Source organism: Paenibacillus sp. HWE-109, from assembly GCF_022163125.1.
In the GTDB taxonomy this organism is placed as follows: Bacteria; Bacillota; Bacilli; order Paenibacillales; family NBRC-103111; genus Paenibacillus_E.
This window is the reverse complement of record NZ_CP091881.1, coordinates 7,593,771-7,617,770: the sequence shown is the minus strand read 5'-3', so window position 1 is coordinate 7,617,770 and position 24,000 is coordinate 7,593,771. Positions and strand designations below refer to the sequence as shown.

15 protein-coding genes and 1 riboswitch are annotated in these 24,000 nt (G+C 46.4%); all 15 genes read right to left on the bottom strand.

Translation table 11 applies throughout. From position 1 onward, the window contains the following. Positions 1–24: 24 nt before the first annotated feature. The 15 genes from LOZ80_RS32690 to spoIIE all read right to left on the bottom strand — a co-directional run bounded on the left by LOZ80_RS32690 (position 25) and on the right by spoIIE (position 23,418). Positions 25–789: a type III pantothenate kinase gene (locus LOZ80_RS32690; RefSeq protein WP_238168458.1), complete on the bottom strand. Its 765-nt coding sequence runs from the start codon at positions 787–789 to the stop codon at positions 25–27. Continuing rightward, on the bottom strand, positions 786–1,655 hold the full coding sequence (nadC, locus tag LOZ80_RS32685; RefSeq protein WP_238168457.1) for a carboxylating nicotinate-nucleotide diphosphorylase: 870 nt from the start codon (positions 1,653–1,655) through the stop codon (positions 786–788). Before nadC ends, LOZ80_RS32690 begins: the two co-directional genes overlap by 4 nt. After that, positions 1,656–3,266: an L-aspartate oxidase gene (gene nadB, locus LOZ80_RS32680; RefSeq protein WP_238168456.1), complete on the bottom strand. Its 1,611-nt coding sequence runs from the start codon at positions 3,264–3,266 to the stop codon at positions 1,656–1,658. It abuts the gene before it with no gap. A gap of 153 nt (positions 3,267–3,419) precedes the next feature. Further along, positions 3,420–4,358, bottom strand: a complete 939-nt coding sequence (gene nadA, locus LOZ80_RS32675; protein WP_189017027.1) for a quinolinate synthase NadA — start codon at positions 4,356–4,358, stop codon at positions 3,420–3,422. 202 nt (positions 4,359–4,560) lie between these two features. Continuing rightward, entirely contained in the window at positions 4,561–6,513 is a 1,953-nt protein-coding gene (ftsH, locus tag LOZ80_RS32670; RefSeq protein WP_238168455.1) for an ATP-dependent zinc metalloprotease FtsH, read from the bottom strand. Between the two features lie 97 nt (positions 6,514–6,610). After that, positions 6,611–7,150: a hypoxanthine phosphoribosyltransferase gene (hpt, locus tag LOZ80_RS32665; protein WP_238168454.1), complete on the bottom strand. Its 540-nt coding sequence runs from the start codon at positions 7,148–7,150 to the stop codon at positions 6,611–6,613. Between the two features lie 70 nt (positions 7,151–7,220). Next, the gene (gene tilS / locus LOZ80_RS32660) at positions 7,221–8,636 is read right to left on the bottom strand and encodes a tRNA lysidine(34) synthetase TilS (protein WP_238168453.1); all 1,416 of its coding nucleotides are present in this window, start codon (positions 8,634–8,636) and stop codon (positions 7,221–7,223) included. Between the two features lie 14 nt (positions 8,637–8,650). Then, the gene (locus LOZ80_RS32655; RefSeq protein ID WP_238168452.1) at positions 8,651–9,556 is read right to left on the bottom strand and encodes a protein kinase domain-containing protein; all 906 of its coding nucleotides are present in this window, start codon (positions 9,554–9,556) and stop codon (positions 8,651–8,653) included. Next, on the bottom strand, positions 9,540–10,259 hold the full coding sequence (locus tag LOZ80_RS32650) for a vWA domain-containing protein (protein ID WP_238173182.1): 720 nt from the start codon (positions 10,257–10,259) through the stop codon (positions 9,540–9,542). Before LOZ80_RS32650 ends, LOZ80_RS32655 begins: the two co-directional genes overlap by 17 nt. Before the next feature lie 156 nt (positions 10,260–10,415). Further along, positions 10,416–13,730, bottom strand: coding sequence for a collagen binding domain-containing protein (locus LOZ80_RS32645; protein ID WP_238168451.1), 3,315 nt, complete (start codon positions 13,728–13,730; stop codon positions 10,416–10,418). A 200-nt stretch (positions 13,731–13,930) separates the two neighbouring features. Beyond that, a complete protein-coding gene (locus LOZ80_RS32640) occupies positions 13,931–14,731 on the bottom strand; it encodes a transglutaminase-like domain-containing protein (protein ID WP_238168450.1) in 801 nt (266 codons plus the stop codon). 13 nt (positions 14,732–14,744) lie between these two features. Continuing rightward, positions 14,745–14,832, bottom strand: a riboswitch (cyclic di-GMP riboswitch). Between the two features lie 255 nt (positions 14,833–15,087). Next, the gene (locus LOZ80_RS32635; protein WP_238168449.1) at positions 15,088–18,768 is read right to left on the bottom strand and encodes a collagen binding domain-containing protein; all 3,681 of its coding nucleotides are present in this window, start codon (positions 18,766–18,768) and stop codon (positions 15,088–15,090) included. Between the two features lie 192 nt (positions 18,769–18,960). After that, on the bottom strand, positions 18,961–19,635 hold the full coding sequence (locus tag LOZ80_RS32630) for a class D sortase (protein ID WP_238168448.1): 675 nt from the start codon (positions 19,633–19,635) through the stop codon (positions 18,961–18,963). A gap of 40 nt (positions 19,636–19,675) precedes the next feature. Continuing rightward, the gene (locus LOZ80_RS32625) at positions 19,676–20,815 is read right to left on the bottom strand and encodes a response regulator (RefSeq protein ID WP_238168447.1); all 1,140 of its coding nucleotides are present in this window, start codon (positions 20,813–20,815) and stop codon (positions 19,676–19,678) included. 110 nt (positions 20,816–20,925) lie between these two features. Further along, the gene (spoIIE, locus tag LOZ80_RS32620) at positions 20,926–23,418 is read right to left on the bottom strand and encodes a stage II sporulation protein E (protein WP_238168446.1); all 2,493 of its coding nucleotides are present in this window, start codon (positions 23,416–23,418) and stop codon (positions 20,926–20,928) included. Positions 23,419–24,000: the final 582 nt, after the last annotated feature.

The window sequence follows — 24,000 nt, the reverse complement described above, 5'->3', positions numbered from 1 at the left end:
GTTACGTTCCTTTCCTTAAACAGCTTATGCATTTTTCTCATAAATCATTTGCAAACCTTGCAAAGTGAGCAAAGGATTTACAATTTGTATCGTACGCGACTCACTTGAAATCAATTCCGCCAGTCCACCCGTCGCGATGACAGTCGGATTGACATTGAACTCTTGCTTTACGCGTTCAACAATCCCATCTACTTGACCTACATAGCCATAAACAATACCCGCCTGCATGGCGGCTACCGTATTGCGTCCGACCACGCTCTTAGGCTTGACGAGTTCAATGCGCGGCAACTTCGCCGCCTTCTGATATAAGGCTTCGGTAGAAATGCCAATTCCCGGAGCAATCGCGCAGCCAACAAGCTGCTGGGCAGGATCAATATAATCGTACGTAGTTGCCGTTCCGAAATCTACAATAATGCAGGGCGCTCCGTAGAGCTCAAGAGCTGCAACCGCGTTAACAATGCGATCGGCACCGACCTCTTTGGGGTTATCAACACGCACATTGAGCCCTGTTTTGATCCCTGGGCCTACAATAAATGGCGTTCTTTTCAAATAATGCAGGCTTAGGTTCTCCATCACACCCATAAGCGGCGGGACAACGGATGAAACAATAACGCCTTCCACCTCGTTGAAAAGGATACCCGAGTGTTGGAACAAACTATACAACTGCATCCCATATTCATCGACTGTCGCCGAACGGTTCGTACTGATCCGCCAGTGATGCAGCAGCGTGCGATCTTGATAGAGTCCGAGCACTATGTTCGTATTCCCTACATCGATAACGAGAATCATAGCGCTGTCTCCTTCCGTTCATTCAGGTCTAGTGAAATATCGAGCGCTGCAACCGAATAGGTTAAACGGCCAACCGAAATGACATCAACACCTGATTCTGCCATCGCTTTAATGGTCTGGACGGACACGGAACCTGATCCCTCTACAACAATATGCGGGGCTTTGCTTTTAATTATAGCAACGGCTTCTTTCATCCTGGCCGGAACCATATTATCCAACATGATGATATCGGCTCCAGCTGCTAATGCTTCCTCAAGCTGGGTAAAGTCTTCGACTTCGACTTCAATTTTCATCGTGTGCGGAATTTGTTGTCGTGCCGATTGAACGGCTTGCGTGATGCCGCCCGAACCCTTAATATGATTATCTTTGATCATAACAGCGTCATAAAGACCGAATCGGTGATTATGACCCCCTCCGACACGGACGGCATACTTCTCAAGAAGTCTGTGTCCTGGCGTCGTTTTGCGCGTATCCACAAGTCTGGTAGGCATGCCTTCTAAGGCATTGACGAATTCACGCGTCTTGGTAGCAATACCTGACATTCTCTGCATAAGGTTCAAGCTCAAGCGTTCTCCGAGCAAAATACTGCGCGTATTTCCCTCCACCTCTGCTAGTATGGTCCCTTTTAATACAGACGATCCTTCGGCCACTTTTGTTTCAAAACGGAGCGAAGCATCTACGACTGCAAATACTTCTTGGGCAATGCGCAGCCCGCAAACAATTCCGTCTTCTTTGACGTGGATAATCCCTTTGGACACCTGTTCCAAAGGGATTGTTGTCAATGTGGTGACGTCGCCGGTGCCAATATCTTCTTCCAGCCAAAGCCGAATATGTTTACGAATTAATTCCATATTTAAATCCAGCATTTAAATCCACTCCTCAATCCTATCTTCCCCGCGCTTAAATACAATATGCTTCTTCCACATCTGATCATCTCGATCCGGGAAATCTTCCCGATAGTGACCACCGCGGCTTTCTTCCCTCGCCAAAGCGGCTATTGTCGTAAGCAAGGAGCAGTTCAATAAATTCGCAAACTCGTAATCTTCCCGTTTCGACATCATCGAATCGAAGAAGGCTAATTGTCTGGTCAATTCATCATACCCTTTTTGCAAACCTTTGGCTGATCGCTTGAGTCCTGCATAACGCAGCATAACTTTCTGCAGCTTCAACTTTTTCTCAACTACAGCTTGGCTGGAAATTTCAGTTCTCGGCGCTTCAGCCTCAGCACGTATTTGGATGTTTCCTTGCAGTGGAGGAAGCTCCTGAATGCGTTCAATGATTCTCCGCCCAAAAACAATCGCCTCAGACAGCGAGTTGCTCGCCAAGCGGTTAGCTCCATGTACGCCTGTGGATGACACTTCGCCGCAAGCGAAGAGTCGTCGAACCGCCGTCTCGCCATGCAGATCCGTCTTCACGCCGCCCATCATATAATGCGCTGCCGGCGCAACCGGAATCCAGTCTGTGCTCATATCAAGCCCATAATTCAAACAATATTCGTAAATCGTAGGGAACCGATGTTTAATCAATTCTTCCGATTCGTGCGTAATATCAATGTAAACAAAAGTCGATCGGCAATTTTCCATTTCATCGACAATCGCGCGAGCAACAACATCTCTAGGCGCAAGCTCAAGCTGCTGGTGATACCGCTCCATGAAGCGCTCTCCTTTGATGTTGCGCAGATAAGCGCCCTCGCCGCGCACAGCCTCGGAGATGAGGAAGCGCGGTGCGCCTGGGTAGCAAAGCGCGGTAGGGTGGAATTGAACGAATTCCACATCCTGGATTTGCGCCCCGGCACGATGCGCAATGGCAATGCCGTCTCCGGTGGCAATGTCCGGGTTCGTGGTGTAGCGGAACAGCTGCCCTGCTCCACCGGAGCACAGGATCGTGGCGTTGCCGCGGACGAACACCCGCTGGCCGCCTGGCTTCTGGACGAGTGCGCCGTAGCACTCGCCGTCTTGTGTGATCAGGTCGATCACGAAGTGATCGTCCCAGATTTCGATGTTCGGATCTTGCTTCGTGCGTTCCGACAAGGCTCGTACAATCTCAGCGCCTGTGGCGTCGCCATGCGCATGCAAGATACGGCGCTGGCTATGCGCGCCCTCTTTGGTCAAGGCGAACTCCCCGTTCTCCAAATCGAACTGGGTCCCCATCTTGATCAAGTCCTGCACGCCGTTAGGACCTTCGTGAACGAGCACGTCAACAGCTTCTGGCGAACAGAGCCCTGCTCCCGCAATCAGCGTATCCTGCATATGATATTCCGGCGAATCCTCGTCCGATATAACCGCAGCAATGCCGCCTTGGGCGTAGCGCGTATTGCTGTCGAGGAGCGATTTCTTCGTAATCATCAGCACTTTCTTATTTTCACTAGCGCGGATTGCAGTGAACAATCCTGCAATGCCTGCACCAATCACAATAACATCTGTATGTACATGAGGAATGGAATCTAAATCTACATCTACGAGGTATCTTGGAATCATTGGGCCGTTTCACCTGTTCTCCGCCATGTATTGCCCCGTCATGACAACTAACGCTTCCGTCAGTTGCCATAAACGGGGGGCTTATCAGAAAAAGACCGGATCCTTGGTCAAAGGCGGTCTTTTCTATATGGTCATTCCGTCTTGATTTAGAAATTATTTCACTTGAAGCATACGCTCCAGAGATAGTCTAGCTTTATCAGCTACATCTTCCGGTACGTAGATTTCTGGCTGCATCGTTTCAAGACATTTTACAATTTTCTTCAAATTGTTTACTTTCATGTTCGGGCATACCAAGTATTTGGTTGCAAAATGGAACTGTTTGTCCGGGCTGTCCATACGAAGTTGGTAGCCAGTACCGTCTTCCGTTCCCACGATGAATTCCTTGCAGTCTGATTCTTTGCAATATTTAATGATCGCTGTTGTGGAGCCTACGAAGTCGCCCAATTTCACGACTTCTGGCCGGCATTCTGGATGGACAACGAACTGCGCATTCGGATACTGCGCTCTCATTTCCTCAACATCCTTCACGGTCAGCATATCATGAGTGTTGCAATAGCCTTCCCAGATGATCACTTTTTTGCTTGTGAATTTTGATACATAGTCACCCAAATTTTTATCCGGCACCCAGATGATTTCATCCGAATCGACGGAATTGATGACATTGATGGCATTTGCTGACGTACAGCAAATATCTGTTTCTGATTTCACATCAGCAGATGTGTTAATGTAAGCAACCACTTTGGCCTTGGGATGCTGCCGCTTGAGAGCTCGCAAGCCTTCCACATTCACCATGTCCGCCATAGGGCAGCCTGCACGTTCGTCAGGAATGATAACCGTCTTGTTGGGAGCTAATATCTTAGCGCTCTCTCCCATGAAATGAACACCACAGAACACAATAACATCTGCATCTGTTTGTGCCGCCTTTTGCGCTAGCAGAAAGGAATCCCCCCGGAAATCGGCAACTTCTTGAACTTCGTCTCGCTGATAATAATGAGCAAGTATAATGGCATTGCGTTCTTTCTTCAGCTGCAGCAACCGTTCTTTGAGTTCGCGGTTCTGTTCAGCCTTGCGTTCCAATGCTAAAGCTTCCATGGATGCTTCCTCCCCTATCTGGGACGTAAAATGGACTAACTATCTTATCTAAAAGTAGTATGATCTAATCTTTAGAAAATTAGAGATTTACAACTAATTTACACATTCCCGCATCCCCTGTCAATGCGCAAAAAGGCCGAAATAACCAGAAAATCCGGGTACACCTGACGTGTACACCGGATTTACGAGTTGCTATTGCTTGTTACTCTTCGGATTGATCCGAGTTCGGATCTTTCTCTTTGTCGAACTCTAATTTATTGCTGTCACTGGATTGGCTTTGACCTTGAATGTTCACTTTGACTTCTTCATCATCTGTGCCGTCACTCAATCTGCCTTTCTCCAAAAGCGCAATGATCTCATCTTTGTCCAACGTTTCTTTCTCAAGCAACGTTTTGGCTACGAGATGAATTTGGTCGGCATGTTCAGTCAGCATTGCGCGAGCACGATCATAGCAGGTGCGGATAAAGCTTTGCATCTCTTGATCAATTTCATACGCAATAGCATCACTATAGTTCTGTTCATGGCCGATATCGCGTCCTAAGAACACTTGGCCTTGGGAACTGCCGAATTGCATCGGTCCGAGCTTGTCGCTCATTCCGTATTCCATAATCATGCGACGAACGATACCCGTTGCCTTCTGGAAGTCACTGTACGCCCCAGTACCGATTTCACCGATGAATAATTCCTCGGAAACGCGGCCACCCAAGAGTCCTGTTACTTTATCCAGCAATTCGTTCTTCGTCTGCATCATGCGATCTTCGCCTTCTTTGGGCAGCATCATCACGTAACCGCCAGCGCGTCCGCGCGGAACGATCGTAACTTTGTGTACCATATCGGCATTCTCGGCGTAATATCCGATGATTGCGTGTCCGGCTTCATGATAAGCAACAATGCGCTTCTCTGCATCGCTGATAATTCGGCTCTTCTTCTGCGTACCAACAATGATACGGTCAAAAGCTTCCTCAACCTCAGCCATGGAAATATCTTTACGGTTACGACGAGCAGCAATCAGCGCCGCTTCGTTCAATAAATTTTCTAGATCAGCACCTGTGAATCCAGTTGTGTAGCGTGATAGAGAATCCAGCTTCACGTCTTTGGCAAGTGGTTTGTTGCGAGCATGTACTTTCAGAACCGCTTCGCGGCCTTTGATATCCGGACGATCTACCGTAATTTGACGGTCGAAACGGCCTGGACGCAATAATGCCGGGTCCAAAATGTCAGGACGGTTCGTTGCTGCTACGATAATGATACCTTCGTTTGCGCCAAATCCATCCATCTCAACAAGCAATTGATTCAAGGTTTGTTCACGCTCATCATGTCCGCCGCCTAAGCCTGCGCCACGTTGACGACCAACCGCATCAATCTCATCGATAAAGATAATACAAGGAGAGTTCTTCTTCGCGTTCTCGAACAAGTCACGAACACGGGATGCGCCGACACCGACGAACATCTCAACGAAATCAGAACCGGAGATGCTGAAGAACGGCACGCCTGCTTCACCAGCGACTGCTCTTGCTAGCAATGTTTTACCTGTTCCCGGAGGACCATTCAAGAGAACCCCTTTGGGAATTCTTGCACCGACAGCTGCGAATTTCCGTGGATCCTTGAGGAACTCAACAACCTCGATTAATTCTTGCTTCTCTTCATCTGCACCTGCCACATCCTCGAACGTGACACGTTTCTTCTCTTCATTATATAAGCGGGCACGGCTCTTGCCGAAGTTCATTACTTTCCCGCCGCCACCTTGAGCCTGATTCAACAGGAAGAAAAACAAGATGAAGATAATGACGAATGGAATAATGGAAGTTAGGAAACTAATCCATACACTATCCCGTTCCATGGTCTCGTATGTTTCTTGCGGTACGCCATTGGCTTCAATTAATTGAACGACCAAAGGCTCATACGGGGCATGGGTTTCAAAGCTCTTCTTATCAGCACCACTTGGCGGGTTAATATACTTACCTTTAATCAAATAGGTGTATCCATCAAACTTCAGCGTGACGGATTCCACATTTTTGTTAACAACCGCTTGGCGGAATTTGTCGTAAGTAATTAACTCCTTTTGTTCATTCTGGGTACTGATGAAATGGACGATACCTACGGTTACCAAAAATATAAGTAAATAAAAACCGGTATTCCGGATAATTCGATTCATCCCTAGCCTCCTCTCGAACGGCACACTTTTATTATTTTACCACATCCCGGTAAAGCACTACAACATAACAGCATTGGCGGGCCTGCGGGAAATGACATTAGCTAGTGTAGATCTCTGGTTTCAATATGCCGACAAATGGAAGGTTGCGATATTTCTCTGCATAATCCAGGCCATATCCGACTACGAACTCATCAGGAAGCACGTATCCTGCATAATCAGGCTCGAGCTCAACGGTTCGGCGTGCCGGCTTGTTAAACAGCGCTACGACCGAGATTGTCTTGGCATTGCGTCGTTCTAGCACATCTATCAGATAACTAAGCGTTAAACCGCTATCGATAATGTCCTCCACGATTATAATGTGACGCCCTTCCACGGGTACGTCCAGATCTTTGATGATCTTGACAACGCCGGAAGATTTGGTGGATTGACCATAGCTGGATACAGCCATGAAATCAAGTTCCAGTGGCACTCTGATTTGCTTGACCAAGTCAGCCATAAAAATAAAAGCGCCTTTGAGTACACAAATGACCAATGGGTTCTTACCTTCGTAATCGCTCGAGAGCTGATCCCCTAGTTCTTTGATTTTGCCTTGAATTTGTTCTTCGCTGTAAAGAACTTCTTGAATGTCGCTGTACAAGGATGAACCCCCTAGATTATATTATGAATCCTTATAAATTTACATTCTAGAAGAACGAAATTTACACATGTTACTGCAGCACGAGCTTCATATGAAGCACACGTTCTGTATCCGGTCCAATCAATGCGTGTTTGGACCTACGAAAGCCAGCAATCCAGAGGATTTGCCCGGAAGCATCGACCAGTAACGGGATGACATCACGCCGACTTAGCGGCATTTTGGCATCAATGAACATATCTTTTACCTTTTTGGACCCGTTTAAACCATGTGGTTCCAATCGATCTCCAGACCGTCGATTTCTGACCACGAGCGGCAATTGGATTTGATCCAGATCCAAATATACATCCGTTGCCGATGAGATAAGATCAACATTGTTATTGGATTGAACAGACATCCAGGAGCAGTACAGATTAGCTTCGACTTCCGGCAGGCTCAGTCCGCTTGTCTCAAAACCGATCTCATACGCATATGACTTCGGAGATGGCACTATCGTCTGAAAGTGAATAGCTTCATATTCTCTCACTATATAAAGTTCTTCATCCACCTGTAAGACTTGATTCGAAACCTGGTCCTGCACAATCAACTCGCGAATTCGTTCAATTCGCCCAAATTCAAGGCGATCCATTCCCAAACAAAGACAGTTTAATATTAATTTAATCAAACGCCTTTGTAAAGCAAGGTGCAGTTCGGTGAAATCACCTCGCTCTAAGCGGTAACTAGCTTGCCCAGTCACGGTTATTCGCTGAAAAACCCGTTCGGTCTCTCTGGCCAAATAATCATCCTCGGCTTGCATCAGCTCCGTTAGTCGATTCAGTGATTCCGGAAGTTGTTCATTATACGGCTTCAGCATCGGCAGCACATCAAGACGAATTTGATTGCGGAAATACTTCCGCAGCTCATTGCTGCTATCCATACAATAAAGCATTTCATGCTGAGCACAATAGTTCACAATATCTGCTTTGTATATACGTAGAAAAGGTCGAATGAGTTCCACTTTTTTTTCAAGCCTTCGTTCGGGCATGCCCGTAAGCCCTGAGGGGCCCGTCCCTCTAAGAATTCGCATCATGACCGTTTCCGCTTGATCGTCGGCGTGATGGGCTAGCGCGATACGGTTGGCGCCATATTTGTCAGCTACCAGATGCAGGAATTCATAACGCTTCTCGCGCGCGGCTGCCTGCCCGTTGAGAGCAGTTTCTTCTATATAAGCCGGCACATTAATAACGCCAACTTCGCAGGGAAGTCCTTTGCTTGCAGCAAGTTCGTTGACAAAAGCGGCTTCCGCATCCGACTCCTCGCCTCGGAATTGATGATTAACATGAGCGACAACCAACTGCCAACTGTACTTCTCCCCCAATACAAAAAGGACATGAAGCAGCGCTACCGAATCAGGTCCTCCTGAAACCGCAACGACAACGACATCTCCTGGGGCGACGAGCTTTTGTTCTTTGATACGTTGTTCTACCCTCGCAACTAGATCGTGCTCCATATGGTGTTCCCTTTCTACCAATAAATATAAACGGTTGCTCCAAAAATAAAAATCGAAGCAGCGAAGCATATTTTCAGCCAAGGCATCTTCAGTGTCAATGGCCCTATCTTCTTCCCTGACACCAGTGAGCGCCAATATTGATAAGCTTCCTGGGAAGTATGGAACTCCCCGTTCAATGCTTTATGCAGAAATGGCGCGATATGAGCAGCAACTGCATTCTCACGAATAATGGCGGTTAGTTGCTCCAAATCTCTGGTTTGCGGCAGGGTTTGCGTTAATCCAGTAAACCGATTCCGCTGATCCAGCGATTTCAACAGCAAAATAGCAAAAGAGAACAAATCATAACTTTCCTCTGCGATACGTTCTCCTTTGTTCCAAAAGCCGCGATCGTAGACTTCCGTTAATTGCTTAATCGCTCTTCCCTTGGACGTGACTCCGCCAAAATCGATGAGATCCACATCCCCATAATTCGAAACAATCATATTCTCAATCTTCAAATCCCCGAATATATAGCCATTGCGATGCAATTCCGTTAATTTGCGCAGCAGATTCGTACCGATGACATAAACCCAATCATGTCCGCGCTTATGTATAAAATCAGAAATGGTCATTCCTTCAATATAACGCATGACGTAGAAAGAAATTTCTTTCTCTCCCACTGTCATATCATCAGCATCGATTAAAAAATTCTTGAACGAGGTCTCCGTCAGCGATATGGCCAGCAACGAGTTAATCTCAGATTGATGATCAACGGTTTCGTGACCTGCTTTCAGAGCAAATCTACCAGTCCCTCTACGTACGAGAGCCACAATCCCATTAGAACCAGCACCTAATAAACGTTCGACCATATAGACGCGGCCGTTCCATTTCCCTCGGATTTCTGATCCTGGACGGAAGGCATCCTCATACCACGTAGTCACTCAGCATCCCATCCTCGGTTTTTGGTGAGAAAGGTTTTTCCGTCATGAACTGCAGCGTTTGCAGCATAGCAGGACCTGTCGGCGTCGTACCCTTCATGTTTATTTTATAGAACATCTTGTCTAAATTTGCAAGCTGATTCGTCCAATTCAGATCCATTTCCAGTTCCTGATCGCTTGTTTTGGTTGATGGGAAGTGAAAAACCGCTAATTCACTCTTCCCACTGCGCGCCCTAAGACTCAATAGAAGATCATGAATCGCCTCACGAACTGCTGCAAGTTTCGGTTTCATACTAGCACTGGCATCTATTAGAAGCGCTACACGAAGGGAAGACGTTTCACTCATCGTATCGATCACCTGAACGACCTGAGACCGCTTGTCAGGCGACAGCTGCTCTAATTGATTTACACCTAGAATACTCTGTAACTCTTTGCCTACGGCATGCTGGATCGTTGTAGTAACGGTTTTGCGCGTCATCATCTGAACGGTTTGCGAAAGTTGACCCGAATTCACAATTCGGCTCATCCCTCCTCCGGCAGCGGCGATCTCTTTAATCTCCTCTGAGCCTAGCACCCCCAGCTCTCCGTGATCGATAACGCCAATCACATTCACGGTCACACCTTCTCCCTGCGCTTGCGCCGCGGCTATGACCGGACTCACCCCTACATTTGAACATCCGTCTGTGATTAAAAGAATCTGCATCATCATCTCATTTGCCTCCCTGACACTCTGATTTGCATTCTAGCAGTTTTACTTTCTAGTTTTTCCATTTTAGAGAGAGTCTAATCATGGGTTGTTCCCGTGAAAATAAAAAGACAGCCTACCAGTTTATCTGGCAAGCTGCCTCTTGATTTCCCGCTGTTACTTCGTAAACCGTCTTCTTAAGAGCAAGCCTATAAGAATCAGAGTGATACCTGCTAACTCGACATACAAATGACTGGATTCCCCTGTCGTCGGGAGTGTTTCTTGTTTCGTTATAGGTGGAATTCCACCTAAAGGCACATTATTATCGCCATCAAAAGGCGGATCCGAATCCGTAGATGGCTTGGGATCAACTGACGATGGTGTTGGCGTCGGTGTTGGCGTTATTGTCGGCGCTGGAGTAGGTGCAGGTGTTACTGTTGGTGTCGGCGTGATTCCTCCTGTCCCCGTGATTGGGGGTTTAGTTGGTACCGGCGTAGAAGTCGGTGTCTCCGTAGGGCTCGGGGTTGTTCCCGGACCCGATGGATCTGGGGGATCCGACTTTTTAACGTTTATCACGTTTAAGTTAAACTCTTCCCCGGAGTGAAGAGTCACTGCATTCTCTTCCAAATTCAAATTGTAGCCGGTAGGAGCAGTCTTCTCTTTCACCGTATATTCGCCTGCAAGCAATTCCTTAAAGACTACAAACCCTGTCTCACCGGTAGTAAGCGTGTTAATTAACGTTTTGGATTCCCCGGATTTCCGGAACAAATCAAACGTAGCGCCGCTCAGCAATAAGCCGTTATTGACTGAATCCAGCTTCTTGACCGTTATTGAGCTTCGGACGCCTCCGCCTGTTCCTGACCCGCCCGATACACCCACGATAATATCCTTCGTCTTTTCTTCAATGACCGTACTGACATTTTTGCCACTCAAAATGATATTATTGGAAATTTTATCGTGGTCATTTGCCGTTATGAGAGATTGATACTCCAAGATATAAGCTGTCGAGATGGTTTCAGCAAAGCTTAATTCAAAAATCGGCTTCCCGTCATTATTCGTTTTGAATACTACCGTATAATCCTTCCCTTTTTCTAACTCGGAACCTTTGGTTAAATTACCGTTGATAGCTGCTGTTGCCTTAAACACATGGAATGTATTTGGCAGCAGCACTTGATTTGTTGTTGGCGTATCGACAATTCGGGCTTCAGACAGCGTGGATTGACTGCGATTAATATAGATCGTCCAGTTAATTTTGTCCCCGCTTTGCTCCCCGGTTTTATTCACAAACTCGCCGCCATTCGGGATAGTAAGCGTGGCGCTCAGATTGCCTGACACCGGAGTTTCCCCAACAAATAATCGAGCAGTATTGGAAATCGTACTGTGAACCAATTGTCCCTGTACACTGGTTTTAAATACAACATAATAAGGCTTAGAGAAAGGTTGCGGGAATTTAACAATCAGTTTATTGCCAACCAAACTGTACGTATAGGAGGCTGGACTAACTGGCGCACCCATGGTTGGACTTCCATTTGCCGGAATTGTCATGGCATACACGGCAACCGATCCGTCGATAAGCTTCTGATTAGGCTCTATAGTATCCTGCAGGCTAGCCGTTTCAAGAGGTTTGCCATTGTAGTTGATGCCTATGGTCCAAGTAATTTGTTTGGAAGCTGCGTTGTAGGCACCAAATTTAAATCCGTTGTTCTTCACTTCATTCCTTGGAATAAATGTGGATGTCACTTTCTTGATATGTGAATCGCTAGGGTTGTTAGACCATTCAATTTGGGCCGCGTTAATGAAATTGTTGGTGGACCCAAGCGGACTGATCCAGTCCAGATTAAATTCTGTCTTGTAATCAATTGAAATAGGATCTGCAATGGCCGTCAAAAATTTAACCGTGAAGCCTTCGTCAGGAGCAACAGCGCTATTGAGCGTGTACTCTGTTGAGGGCATCAGAACGGATCCCTTTTTGATGACTAATGACCCTGGCACGAAACGCAAGCCTTTACTCGGAAAGGTGTCCGTTACAACCACATTGTTCATCAACTGGCTGTCTTTGTTGATGAGTATATGCCAATCCACGGTTTTCGCTTGATAATCTGCTGTTCCTGGATACTTGGTCGCGATTAGCTGTTCAACAGCTTGTGAGGCGGAATCGCTTGATCCACTGCCCGATATAACCCGATTGGTAATAGTCACATTGTCATATACTCGATTAATCGCCTTGGTCGTGTATACAATCTTATATGCGGAAGAAATGCTGCTGTTAAACTGTAGTTTGAAGCCATTTTTGCCTGCTGCAGCTTCTGGTGTCACGGTATAACTCGCACCCGGCAATTCATTGCCGAGCGTCTCCCCACCAGTCGGATTTAGCTTAACCGGATAGATATGCATGGATCCCGCGACCAGTTCATGCGTATCGTTGAAGAGGTCTGTCAGGAATGCCGCAGACTGTGGAATTGTCCGCTCATTATAATTATATTTGATTGCCCAACCGATCGTTTGTGTAATGGGATCATAGCTCTCCGCGATTTTGTCCAGAGCGCTGCCCAGCGAGACCTGCACCGTCGCGGACGCCTCCACAGGCGGCTTATTGGTGCCCCCGAAAGTGGCTTTATTCACGAACGACTCCTTATTCAAATCAACGATTGGTGTGCTGAACTGGAGGCGGTAAGCCGTTTGAATCGGACTATCGGTAAAATGAACGGAAAGTGTTGCTCCGCTGGCACTTACTGTATATTTGCTGCTATCCAGCAGCCCGCCTTGCAGAACAGAACCATCAAGCTTAACGGTCAGATCATAGACAGCTACAGTAACAGGAACAGATAAGCCATCTGGAATAACGTCGACGACCACTGCGTTCTGAACGGAGTCCAGCATCTTATTCACATCGATCGTCCAATCGATACTCTTGGAGTTGATGCCTGACGATACGCCACTCTTCTCAATCGTTGACGTTACGGTCGGCCTGAGATGAAGGGTGAAGACTTGCTCGCCGGTCTTAATCGGAATCGTAATCGTTACCACGGTATTTTCCGTAAGCTGGCTTTTATCCAATTGCGTTTTGAAGGTTAGCGTGCCATGGACATTATCATGACTTTCAATGTAATTATTAAACGTAATCAGCACTTGATGGCTGGCCCGGTCCACATGGAAAGTTCCTAATTGCTCCTGCCCCATCATCAAACCACCGCTGATATCATTATAAAGTAAAAATTGCTGCGGCAGTGTGAACGCAAACGTATCACCAGCCTTATACCCATGGCTGTTCGGCAGCGACCACGCATAGTCTACCTGCACCTTGGCATTCGGCTCATAAACATTGCCTGTGACGACTTGCCCTGAGCTGTCATATACAACTAGTGTAACACTGTCAATAATGTTGTTTGAAATCGCAGCCGCACTCGCCTTCGCAAAAAAGCCTACTCCGTAAATACTCTGCATAAAAATTAATAGGGCAATGAGCAGTGTACTCGTTTTTTTCTTTAACATAATTTTTTTCATACCTCCATTCACGATTCAAGCTTGGTATAGACTATTTGCTTGTAGACATAGAATATGAAACAAATTGTATCATTATTAATATTATATGATACAAGTTGTATTGTAAATCAATGGATTTATTTTTTCTGCTGCCGCAAAAAAACAAAAAAAGCCTGCGCTCATGAATTGAGCACAGGCTTCTGATTTAGTTAGTACACTTTGACTATTTGATAATCATCTGCGTTTTTGAACATGTCCGTTGCTTGTCCACCTTGTACACGTGTAGCATCATAAGTGGTATCTATCGTGACCCACTCGTTCCGATCCGCTAGAAACACTTGGTTCCAAGCATGATACGTCTCTGGCGAGCTGGCCTCATAGCCCATCACAAGGCGGGTCGGCAATCCTTCACTTCTGGCCATCGCGGCAAAAGTTGCTGCGAAGTCATAACAGATTCCCTGGGAAGCTTCGTAAACCTCGTCCAAGTCAGGTATATAGGTATCTGCTACGGTTTGTGCCTTTTTGTAATCATACGTAAAATTTGTCGTGATATAGGCGTAGATGGCTTTTAATTTATCCATGTCCGTCTTCTTATCTGCCGTTAGTTTCTTGGCCTTTACGACAGCTTTCGATGTTTCGCTCCAGTCGATAAGCGGGATAGATTGAAGGAATACTGTCTTCTCATCTGCCAACTTCACCTCTATCTGTTCTTGCGCAATTACCTTATATTTGTTGTTCCCTATGGACTCCCCGACTAGCACTTTATAGGTACCGTTTCCAAGCTGCAGAGGGTACTGGTCTCCTTCTTCAAAGGTGTAGTCATACTTCACATTTTCCTTGGAGATCCGAACGAGAACCTTGGTGTCTGGACGGCTTGTATAATGGATTGAAATAATTCCTTTGCTCAATGCGCTTTGGTCCACAATAGAGGGAGCTGCAAATATCGCTTGAGGTACTAGCATCAAGAAGATCGATAGAAGGATAGCTGCTAGAATTGATTTTTTGAACACAAAAAAATCCCCTTTCGGTAACTGGCTGCCATCTTAGTTGAAGTAAGGAAGGCCCTTTAGTTTTGCGTCTCTAGTTTTCGCTAGATTTGCCTTTATCGGGAGAAACCACCGATGAATAAACGCCTAATATGCTGACATCATATCATATGCTTGTCGGTTTGAATATACATAATTAGACAATTTATTACCCAATCTGCTTCCATCTGCCTAACGGCCATAAACAGAGTCGGAATTTCCACTTCACCGCAAATAATAGCGGATTTCCACCCAGCTCTAATGTCAAAAAAGAGGCCACCCTCAAGGTATCAACCTCTTGGGACAGCCTCGTTAATATAATTAACAACTAGATCAACCTGTTATTTGTTTAGTCTTCTTCTTCTCAAAACTACACCCGCAATAATCAAAGCAAAACCTGCTAACTCATAATATCTACGGCTTGCTTCGCCTGTCTGAGGAAGCGTTTCTCCCGATTTCTTATTGCCTAGCGGAACTTTTTGAACTTCAATATCAATCATTGCTTCCGTTGCTTCCCCTGTTCCATTTTTCAGAACAACCGTAATTGATTCATTCCCCGTAAATCCAGGGTTAGGTGTGTATACCCAGTGACCGTTAGGATCTATGGTTACTGTCCCGTTCTCCGGTTGTTTGCCGATGGACGGAGTGGTGCCTAATGGAACTTCAATATCACCTTCAATTGGTGTATCTTGATCAGTTACTTTCTCATCTGCCTGAGGCTTCGGCGTCGGACTTGCGCTTGGCACTGGCGTCGGACTCGCGCTTGGCGCTGGCGTTGGGCTTGCGCTTGGCGCTGGCGTCGGGCTTGCGCTTGGCGCTGGCGTCGGGCTCGCGCTCGGCGTTGGCTTAGGACTCGCGCTTGGCGTCGGCGAAGGGCTCGTGCTTGGTGCCGGCGTGGATTCACCTCCGCCTGAACTTGGCGTTGGTGTCGGTGTCGGCACAGCTGGCGTTGGCGTCGGCACTACCGGCGTTGGCGTCGGCACTACCGGCGTTGGCGTCGGCACTACTGGCGTCGGTGTCGGCACTACTGGTGTCGGTGTCGGTACAACCGGCGTTGGCGTCGGCACTACCACCTTCACATTCGTGACATCCAAGTTAATAGCAGTTGTCGAATTAATCGTAACTGCACGTTCGCTCGAATCAAGGGTGTATCCGGTTGGAGCAACTACTTCTTTTAGAACATAATCACCTTGAAGTAAATTTTTGAATAAGACGATACCTGTAGAATCTGTTGTTAGCGTACTAAAAAGGATTTTCGTTGTTGCACCCGTTTTACGGTACAATTCAAACGTCGCTCCGTTTAATAACAAGGCATGATTACCGGAATCCACTTTTTTAACCGCTAAGGACCCTCTAACGCCACTGCCTGTACCAGATCCGCTTGAAACAGCTACAATGACATTCTTCGATGTGCTTTTGGAAACCGTTGTGTCATTACTCCCCGTAAAGCTCACTTGATTAGAAACGGTATCATTGTCATTAGCCGCAATTAATGACTGGTACTCTAAGATATACGGCTTCGAAATCTGATGCGTGAAGGTCAATTCAAACTTTTGCTTGCCATCATTGTCAGTTAGGATTGCGACATTGTAGTCCGTGCCTTTGAGAAGCTCGGTCGTCTTCGTAATTGTACTGTCAGAGGCTACTGAGGTAGCGTATAGATGGAACGAGTCCGGTATTAAGAACTGGTTGTCTGAAGGGATGTCCGTAATTTTGGCAGCGTCTACCGTCGATTGTCCACGATTAATATTAATGGTCCAATTGATTTTATCTCCGCTTTGTGTGCCGTTTTTATTGACATACTCTCCAGCCTTAGGAATGTTAACAGAAGCTGTTAAATTCTTGGAAACCGGTGCTGCCGTCTCATAGACGTTAGCTGTATTGCTCACATTCGTATCAATAAGTTCACCATCTAAGCTCGTGCTGTAGACAATGTAGTAGGCTTTAGAAATAGCTGCTTTGAAATTTAAAATCAGCGTATTGCTAGTGTCCACCAGGTAGTCATATTCACTGCCATTAACGAATGCACCCATGGTTGGATTGCCGTTAACTGGAATGTTCATTTCATACACTTTAAGTGAACCTGGAACTAGTTTTTGTTTGGATTCCAAAAGATCCTTAACTACAGCATGATTAATCGTTTTGCCGTTGTAGTTTACGCCTACCACCCAAGTTAGCTGTTTGGTAGCTGCATTATAAGACCCGTTCTTGAAGCCGTTATTCTTAACTTCGTCTCTTGGCGTGAAAGTCCCATGTACGGTTATCTCTTGATTAGGCAAAGTCCCTGTCCAGTTAACCGTCGCATCGTTAAGGAAATTCGTTGTGCTCCCAACAGGTAAGATCCAATCATTATTATAATACGTGGAATAGCTCACCGTTACGGGTGCCGTTAAAGTACCCACGAAATTAATTGTAAATCCTGTGTCGCTAAGCACATTTGAAATGGAGTAGTCCGCAGGACTATTCAATGTGGTAGAACCCTGCTTGATAACCAATGTTTCAGGTCTGTACTCCAACCCTTTCTTAGGAAAATTGTCAGTAAGCACAACAGAACTCATTGATTCGCTGTCTGCATTGAGCGCAATCTTCCAATCTACCGTTTTGGCATGGTAGTCTTCACTATTTACACTTTTGATAATAATAACTTGGTCAATGCCACGTGTAGCCGTATCTGTTGCTCCCAGGCCAGAAGTGACTGTATTCGAAATGGTAGCGGCTCCTTCAACACGATCGATCGCCTTGGTTTGGTAAACCAACTTGTATGCTTGGGTAATGGCATTATTGAATTGCAACTTAAAGCCGGTCTTTCCTGTTGGCGGTGTCGGGGCAGCAATGACAGTATAATCGGAAACAGGCAGAGCGCTACCTAAGGATTCAGCCCCAGAGTTATCTAGCGTAACGGGATAAACCTTAATGGACGATGGCACAACGCCTCCAACCAACGCTTGAGAATCATTAAAAAGATCGGTTAAATGCGCTGAGACTTGTGCGATAGCTCTCTCATTATAATTGTACTTGATGGCCCAATCTATCGTTTGGGTGCTTGAGTTATAACCAGATGAAGTCTTATCAAGTGCCGTACCCTGCTGAACGGTAACCGTTGCACTTGCATCGACAGGCGTTTTATTGCTTCCGCTGAATGTGGCCTTATTCAAGAATGACGTTTTATCAAAATCTGTGACAGGTGTCGTGTACTTAATCCGGTAAGCTGTGTTAATGGAAGCCTCCGTGAATTGAACGGTCAGAATACCTCCGGCTGTATTAACCGTGTATTTGCTTGTATCCGTTAATGCTCCTTGAACGGGAGTACCGTCCAAATTTATTCCAAGATCGTAGACAGCAACTGTCACGGGTACAGACAAACCAACTGGAATAGGATCCGTTACTACTGCATTCTGTACGGACTCCAATTTCTTGTTGACGTCAATCGTCCAATCAATATTCTTCGCATTATACCCTTGTGGAACACCGCTTTTCCCTATGGTTGAAGCCACATTAGGCTTAAAGTTAAGTGAAAAGACTTGCGTTCCGCCCTTAACTGGAATACTGATCGTTTGCGTCGTACTTCCAGTGATTTTAGTCATATCGAATTTGGTGTTAAAAGTAAGCGTCCCTTGGACCTCGTCTAAACCAATATTCTCATTAAATGTCATGACAACTTGATGAGTTAAGTAATTGGCAACAAACGTCCCCACGTCACCATTACCACTAACCAGAGGTCCTGTTACATTATTGACAAGCAAAAATTGTTGCGGCAGTGTGAAGGTGTAAGTATCCCCACTGTGATACCCATGACTATTAGGGAACGACCATGTATAATCCACTTGCACCTTGGAACCCTGTTCATAGACATTATCTGTCACAACATGATTGCTGCTGTCATAGACAGCCAAACTCACAGAATCGATAATGTTACTGGAAATAACGGCAGCGTTGGCTTGATTCACAAACCCGAAACCTGAAATGCTTTGCATAAAAATTAGCAGTGTGATTAATAATGCACTTGTCTTTTTCTTGAACATTTCTTTCTACTCCTCCATTTGCATGTTTCTATAATTTCATTCTCTAGTCGGCGACTGTAATGGGACTTCGATGACTTGATCTCTTCCGACGAAATGGCACAATTCGTATTGTAGAATTTTAGACTGAACATATTCTGAACATGAGGACGCAAAAGGACGCAAAAAAAGAAACCTACACGTATGTAGGCTCCTTTATTTCGTTTCTATTAACTTCCCCTTGATTGCAATACGATGTGTTGGATTTTCCATAGGATGACAGGTGATTAACGTAATTTCCCGATCCTTGTCATTGCCATTGAGAACCCAGACTTCTTCCGGGAGGACGTACAGTTTCTTTTCTACTTTATAAGTATATTGTTTAGTTCCTGTGTCCACCGTTATTAAGTCACCGACATCAACTTCATCTAAGCGGTTGAAATTTTTGCCGTAGGTTAAATTCCGATGTCCTGCAATCGCATAGTTGCCGACAGCCCCCGGCCGTCCTGTATTCGCAATACTGGCAACGGAAACTTTCATATTCGCCTGTGTCGCATTCGTTAGAATAGGAATCTTCAGATTAATTTTATCGATGAGGAGGACACCCTCCATGTTCTTGGGCATCTCGACCACTGGCGCGGATGTCGCTTCTGCAACCAACGGTTTCGGCTGAACATCTGCTGACCCTCCGCTTAAAGAAGTCGGCGTCCATACAGGTGAGCTCTCTGTTTCTTCTTGATCAACGGCTTGATCCATATATTTCAAATTATCCTGCCACTGCTTCATAATTTTCTGTTGCTGGTAACTCTCATAACGATCGTTCAAGGTCGGATAGAGTAGAACAATCACCCCCGCTAGTATCAAAAGCAGCGAGAGATATCTTCCTTTCATCAGAAGCCTCCTCCTTTCTTATCTACACTTACACTTACAATTATAATTGTCTTTGCTCCAATATGCCATTAAACCAATCGGATACCGACTGTCTTGGAGGAATTCCCAACTCACTCTCAAAGTGCTGCTTTAAGGTGTCATACTGCTGCTTCATGTCAGCAAAATTACCCCGCAGTTGATGAACCTGCATCAAGCCAAAGTAGCCATTTTCCACCAGAGGAAATTGCTCCTTCATTTGTTGATAGGCCTCTGCCGCTTCCTTTAGTAGACCCTGTTCTAAGCAAAAGTCGGCCAAATGCTGGAGATACGTCCAACGGAAGAGGCGCAGCCGTTCCCGTTCACCCTCCGCCCAAAGAAACTGGGATTCCCCGAAATAATCTCCCTTATATTTCTCCACCAAATGCTTATAGACATTTACTGAAGCTAGGGTGAGCTCAGGCGCTTTCAATAATTCCTGTTCCCATACGTCCACATCCACGCCAACCTGATCCAATTGCAAGCGATAACCTTCTTGTTCATAGACGACTTGAACGGCCAGCCCCTGCTCTTTGAGCATTTTACGTATCTGATAAACCGTGGTATGCAACTGCACACCAGCGCGCGCTGGGTCCTGCTCTGGCCACAACACTTCCAGCAGCACTTCCTTATGAATGGCAGGTGCATTGCGATGATGCAGCAGAAAAGAGAACAACTCTTGCGTTTTATTCGTTCGCCATGGAAAAGAATGCGCGCCAGACGTACTATCGACCCAATGAAGGGACTGTAAACAACAGATTAGCGTGCGTTCTTTTCGATCCATATCTACATTTGTAAGTACCTCTGCCATGGATTTGCGAATTCTGGTTAGCGTTTTACCAAGTCTCGTGTCCGATACGGGCTTCAGTATGTAATCCAAAGCATTCAGCTCAAACGCTTCTACGGCATAATGATTGAAAGCTGTAACAAACACGATGTGCACATCGGGCTGTATCGTAAATAGTCTCGCCGCGAGTTCCATTCCCCCGATTTCCGGCATTTCCAAATCCAGAAATATAGCATCGAACATCTGCAGCCTAGCCAAATTCAGCGCTTCAATGGGATCTATTAATGAAGCAACGATATCTATATCTTCATGCTTGCTTAATAATTTCTCCATGCTCCTTAGAGCAAGTGGCTCATCGTCAACTAAAAGCACCTTCATGCTATCACCTATTCTCCGAATATGTATGCTTCCATTATAATGTATACAGGATAAAATAATAGAAAAAGCTACAACAGCAAATGAGCTGTTATAGCTTCTATAATCAAAAGTTAACTAACGGTTTTGGGCCGCTCCATCCGCGTGATGCCTGGCCAACGGAATGTAGCCCATTCCGGCTGTCTTTTCTCCACGCGGGCAACGACAACCGTCATATCATCCTGAATTTCGCCATGATGGTGGCGGAAGATTCGTTCCAATAAACAGTCTGCAAAGTCCTGCGGCAAAGTCGTATCAATCTCTTGGATCATCCGCTTCATCCACATCTCCTTATTCACCGCATGGCCCGGCGCATCATAGATGCCATCGGTCATCATCACGAGAATATCGCCCGATTGCAGCGGAATCGAAACGAGATCCACCTCAATCTCGCTCAGAATACCTACCGGTAGATTATTCGCCGAGATGGAAATAACCTCATTCCCTCGCTTAATGAAGCTGGGGATGGAACCGATTTTCATGAACGTCGTGTTGGCGTTGTACATGTCGATCAGAGCCATATCCACGGTCGCGTACATCTCGTCCGAGGAGCGCAGCATCAACACCGAGTTCAGCGACTTGATCGCGAGCTTCTCGTCCATGCCCGACTGCAGCAGCTGCTGCAGAATGCTCAGAGCGGTCTGGCTCTCGGCCCGAGCCCGCTCACCATTGCCCATGCCGTCGCTCAGCGCAACGGCATACTTGCCATTGCCCAGCTCCACCGTGGAGAAGCTGTCGCCCGAGAAGAGGTCGCCGCCCTTGGCAGCGCCGGCGACTCCGGTCTCCACCTCGTACTCCTTGGCGGAGCCGAAGACGACCGTGCTGTAGCCCTCGCCGCGCTCATGCATCTCCTCCCGCATCACGGCGACGTTCTCGCCGATGATTTCGCTCAGGAGCGGCGCAATGATTTTCCGGCATTCATCGAAGCCTTTCGTATACTGATGAATGATTTCGATTTCAATATTTCCTTCATCTAAGGAAATAATGTCAATGGTATGAATCGATAAGCCGAGTTCCTCCAGCGCATTGCGAATTTGTTCTTCCTGCAGGAAGAGCTCCTGGCCTTCCCGCTTAATTTCCTTAGCCAAGTCCTCCATGACTTGCGAAACCCCGGACAACTGATCAGCCACCAGATGTCGGCTGTCCATAATCTGCTTCTTCCAGTGCAAATCATTCTTGTACAGGCTGTACTGCTGCTTCATCACTTCCAGCACCTGCTCCGTGCGAATACATACCTTCTTCCAGTCAGCTGGTATTTGCTTCTTCGTCATATTCTCCTTTGTCTCAATATTAGTCATCATATCGGTCATATACGTGTAGGTTTGGTAGAACTTTTGATCCCAGCACTGACTCTTTTTATAACAGGATTCGCACGCTTTCTGCGCAACCGCATTCATGAAGTGCCCGACTTCCTCCTCTTTGCGGCTTACCGCATCATCCGTCGTCAACTGTTTGAAGCTGCGCGACAACTGCCGGAAAACTTCCGAGAATTGTTCCACGCGCCCGGCGGTGACATCGCGCACTCTTTTGGCATAATCCTGCTGTGATTTCAGATTTTCCTGCGTGCCTGGCACATATTTCGCAAGGGTTAGAATGAGACTTCGCGGCGTCAATAAGAAGAGGGCCACAGCCGCCAATGATTCCCATGTAGAATTCAGGACATCCACGCCCGTCCCCATATAGAACGATAGAATCGAGGAGCCGAGCAGCATGCCGAAAGCAACCGCCAAGCGATTGCCATCCTTGAGAAGTCCAGCCAACATGCCGGAGAAAGCCAGCAAGCTCATTTGATAAATCGCATTGCTGTTGGCAAGGCTTAGAATTAAACCCGTAATGACTCCCACGGATGCTCCAAAAGGCGCTCCCCCCACTAACGCGAACAATAGAATCAAGTACCGTGACAGCACATGTTCCACTGTGACGGGGCCTACAGCCCAACTGACCGTCCCCGTCATCACCGAGGCTAGGAGGATAATCAAGCAAATGATTTCTTCATGTTTCAAATGATAGTTTTTACGGGTAAGGGTAAATACAGGGATCGCTTGTATAAAAATTAAGGTGAGCACCAGACTGAGCAGGGCTTCCACGGAAATCATCATCAGGGAGTACCAGCTTAGATTGGACACGACCAGTTCCGCAAACAGCTGCACCAAGAAGGTTGAGCTAAATACCAGCAGCGGAGCTAGCGATAAATCGGAGCGTTCGAACTTCTCTAATGCTTTCTGAATGAGCAAGAACACAATAATCTCAGTGACGAGATACCCCGTATTGGTATTCAGCGACAATAGGCTACCCGCGAAAGCTGCCACACCCACCCAGTGTAAAATATCTCGCCTTGTAAAATAAATGACCGCTATAAATGCTAAAGCGAACGGAGAGAGCTGCTCCAAAATCATTGCACGTCCGAGCAGGAAGGCCATCACGACAAGCAGCATCGACCACTTTTTAGCTACAAATGCTTGAACAAATCGGTTTTCCACCGCTGCGCTGTGAGCGCCTGTTTTGGCTTTCTGCCAAAGTCCTGTCCATCCGCCACCAATCACTGTACCTATGCTTCTTCTTTGCATGTTTGCGAACACCATCCATTCCATCCTTATTTGTTTCTCTAGTATAGAGACAATCTAGTAGAAAGTTTGTCAGAATGAGTTGCTAGATTCAAAGAAATTTCCGACAAGCCGCGCCAGCTTTGTCAACACCCTTGAGCCCTTGCACAGACTCGCTTTACCTGCTTGAGAACGTTTCCAGAAGTCTGAATACCTCGAACTTTCACCCTGCATATGAGGGAGATACCCGTAATACCATGTCGACAGATCTTTCCGTTATAACGGACGGGGCGCGGCAGCCTTGTATCCATCGTTCTTTTCCCTAACGAACTCAATACCCTCTATTCGGTCAAAATCGCTCATTCTAAAATTCTAATGAATCCCCGATACCCTACTTCAAGCAAATGATCACCTTTCCACCTAAAATTTGTTCGATAGCGTTAATCCAGTTCATTATTTCGCCAAAGTAGCCATTTTCCTGTCTATAAGGATCCTACAGTTCATTAGATGCCCTCTGAGACCGAAAATCCCTAAAGCGCCGTCTGCGATGGACATCAGTAAATAAGGGGAAAGCTTCGCTCACCCCAAACCCAAAAACATATAAAT

Excerpts from the sequence above, each read along its gene's own strand:
- LOZ80_RS32690 (WP_238168458.1), bottom strand. The coding sequence starts at position 789 with ATGATTCTCGTTATCGATGTAGGGAATACGAACATAGTGCTCGGACTC.
- LOZ80_RS32625 (WP_238168447.1), bottom strand. The coding sequence starts at position 20,815 with ATGAAGGTGCTTTTAGTTGACGATGAGCCACTTGCTCTAAGGAGCATG.
- nadA (WP_189017027.1), bottom strand. The coding sequence starts at position 4,358 with ATGGAAGCTTTAGCATTGGAACGCAAGGCTGAACAGAACCGCGAACTC.
- nadC (WP_238168457.1), bottom strand. The coding sequence starts at position 1,655 with ATGCTGGATTTAAATATGGAATTAATTCGTAAACATATTCGGCTTTGG.
- spoIIE (WP_238168446.1), bottom strand. The coding sequence starts at position 23,418 with ATGCAAAGAAGAAGCATAGGTACAGTGATTGGTGGCGGATGGACAGGA.
- LOZ80_RS32630 (WP_238168448.1), bottom strand. The coding sequence starts at position 19,635 with ATGAAAGGAAGATATCTCTCGCTGCTTTTGATACTAGCGGGGGTGATT.
- ftsH (WP_238168455.1), bottom strand. The coding sequence starts at position 6,513 with ATGAATCGAATTATCCGGAATACCGGTTTTTATTTACTTATATTTTTG.
- LOZ80_RS32650 (WP_238173182.1), bottom strand. The coding sequence starts at position 10,259 with ATGATGCAGATTCTTTTAATCACAGACGGATGTTCAAATGTAGGGGTG.
- LOZ80_RS32645 (WP_238168451.1), bottom strand. The coding sequence starts at position 13,730 with ATGTTAAAGAAAAAAACGAGTACACTGCTCATTGCCCTATTAATTTTT.
- LOZ80_RS32635 (WP_238168449.1), bottom strand. The coding sequence starts at position 18,768 with ATGTTCAAGAAAAAGACAAGTGCATTATTAATCACACTGCTAATTTTT.
- tilS (WP_238168453.1), bottom strand. The coding sequence starts at position 8,636 with ATGGAGCACGATCTAGTTGCGAGGGTAGAACAACGTATCAAAGAACAA.
- nadB (WP_238168456.1), bottom strand. The coding sequence starts at position 3,266 with ATGATTCCAAGATACCTCGTAGATGTAGATTTAGATTCCATTCCTCAT.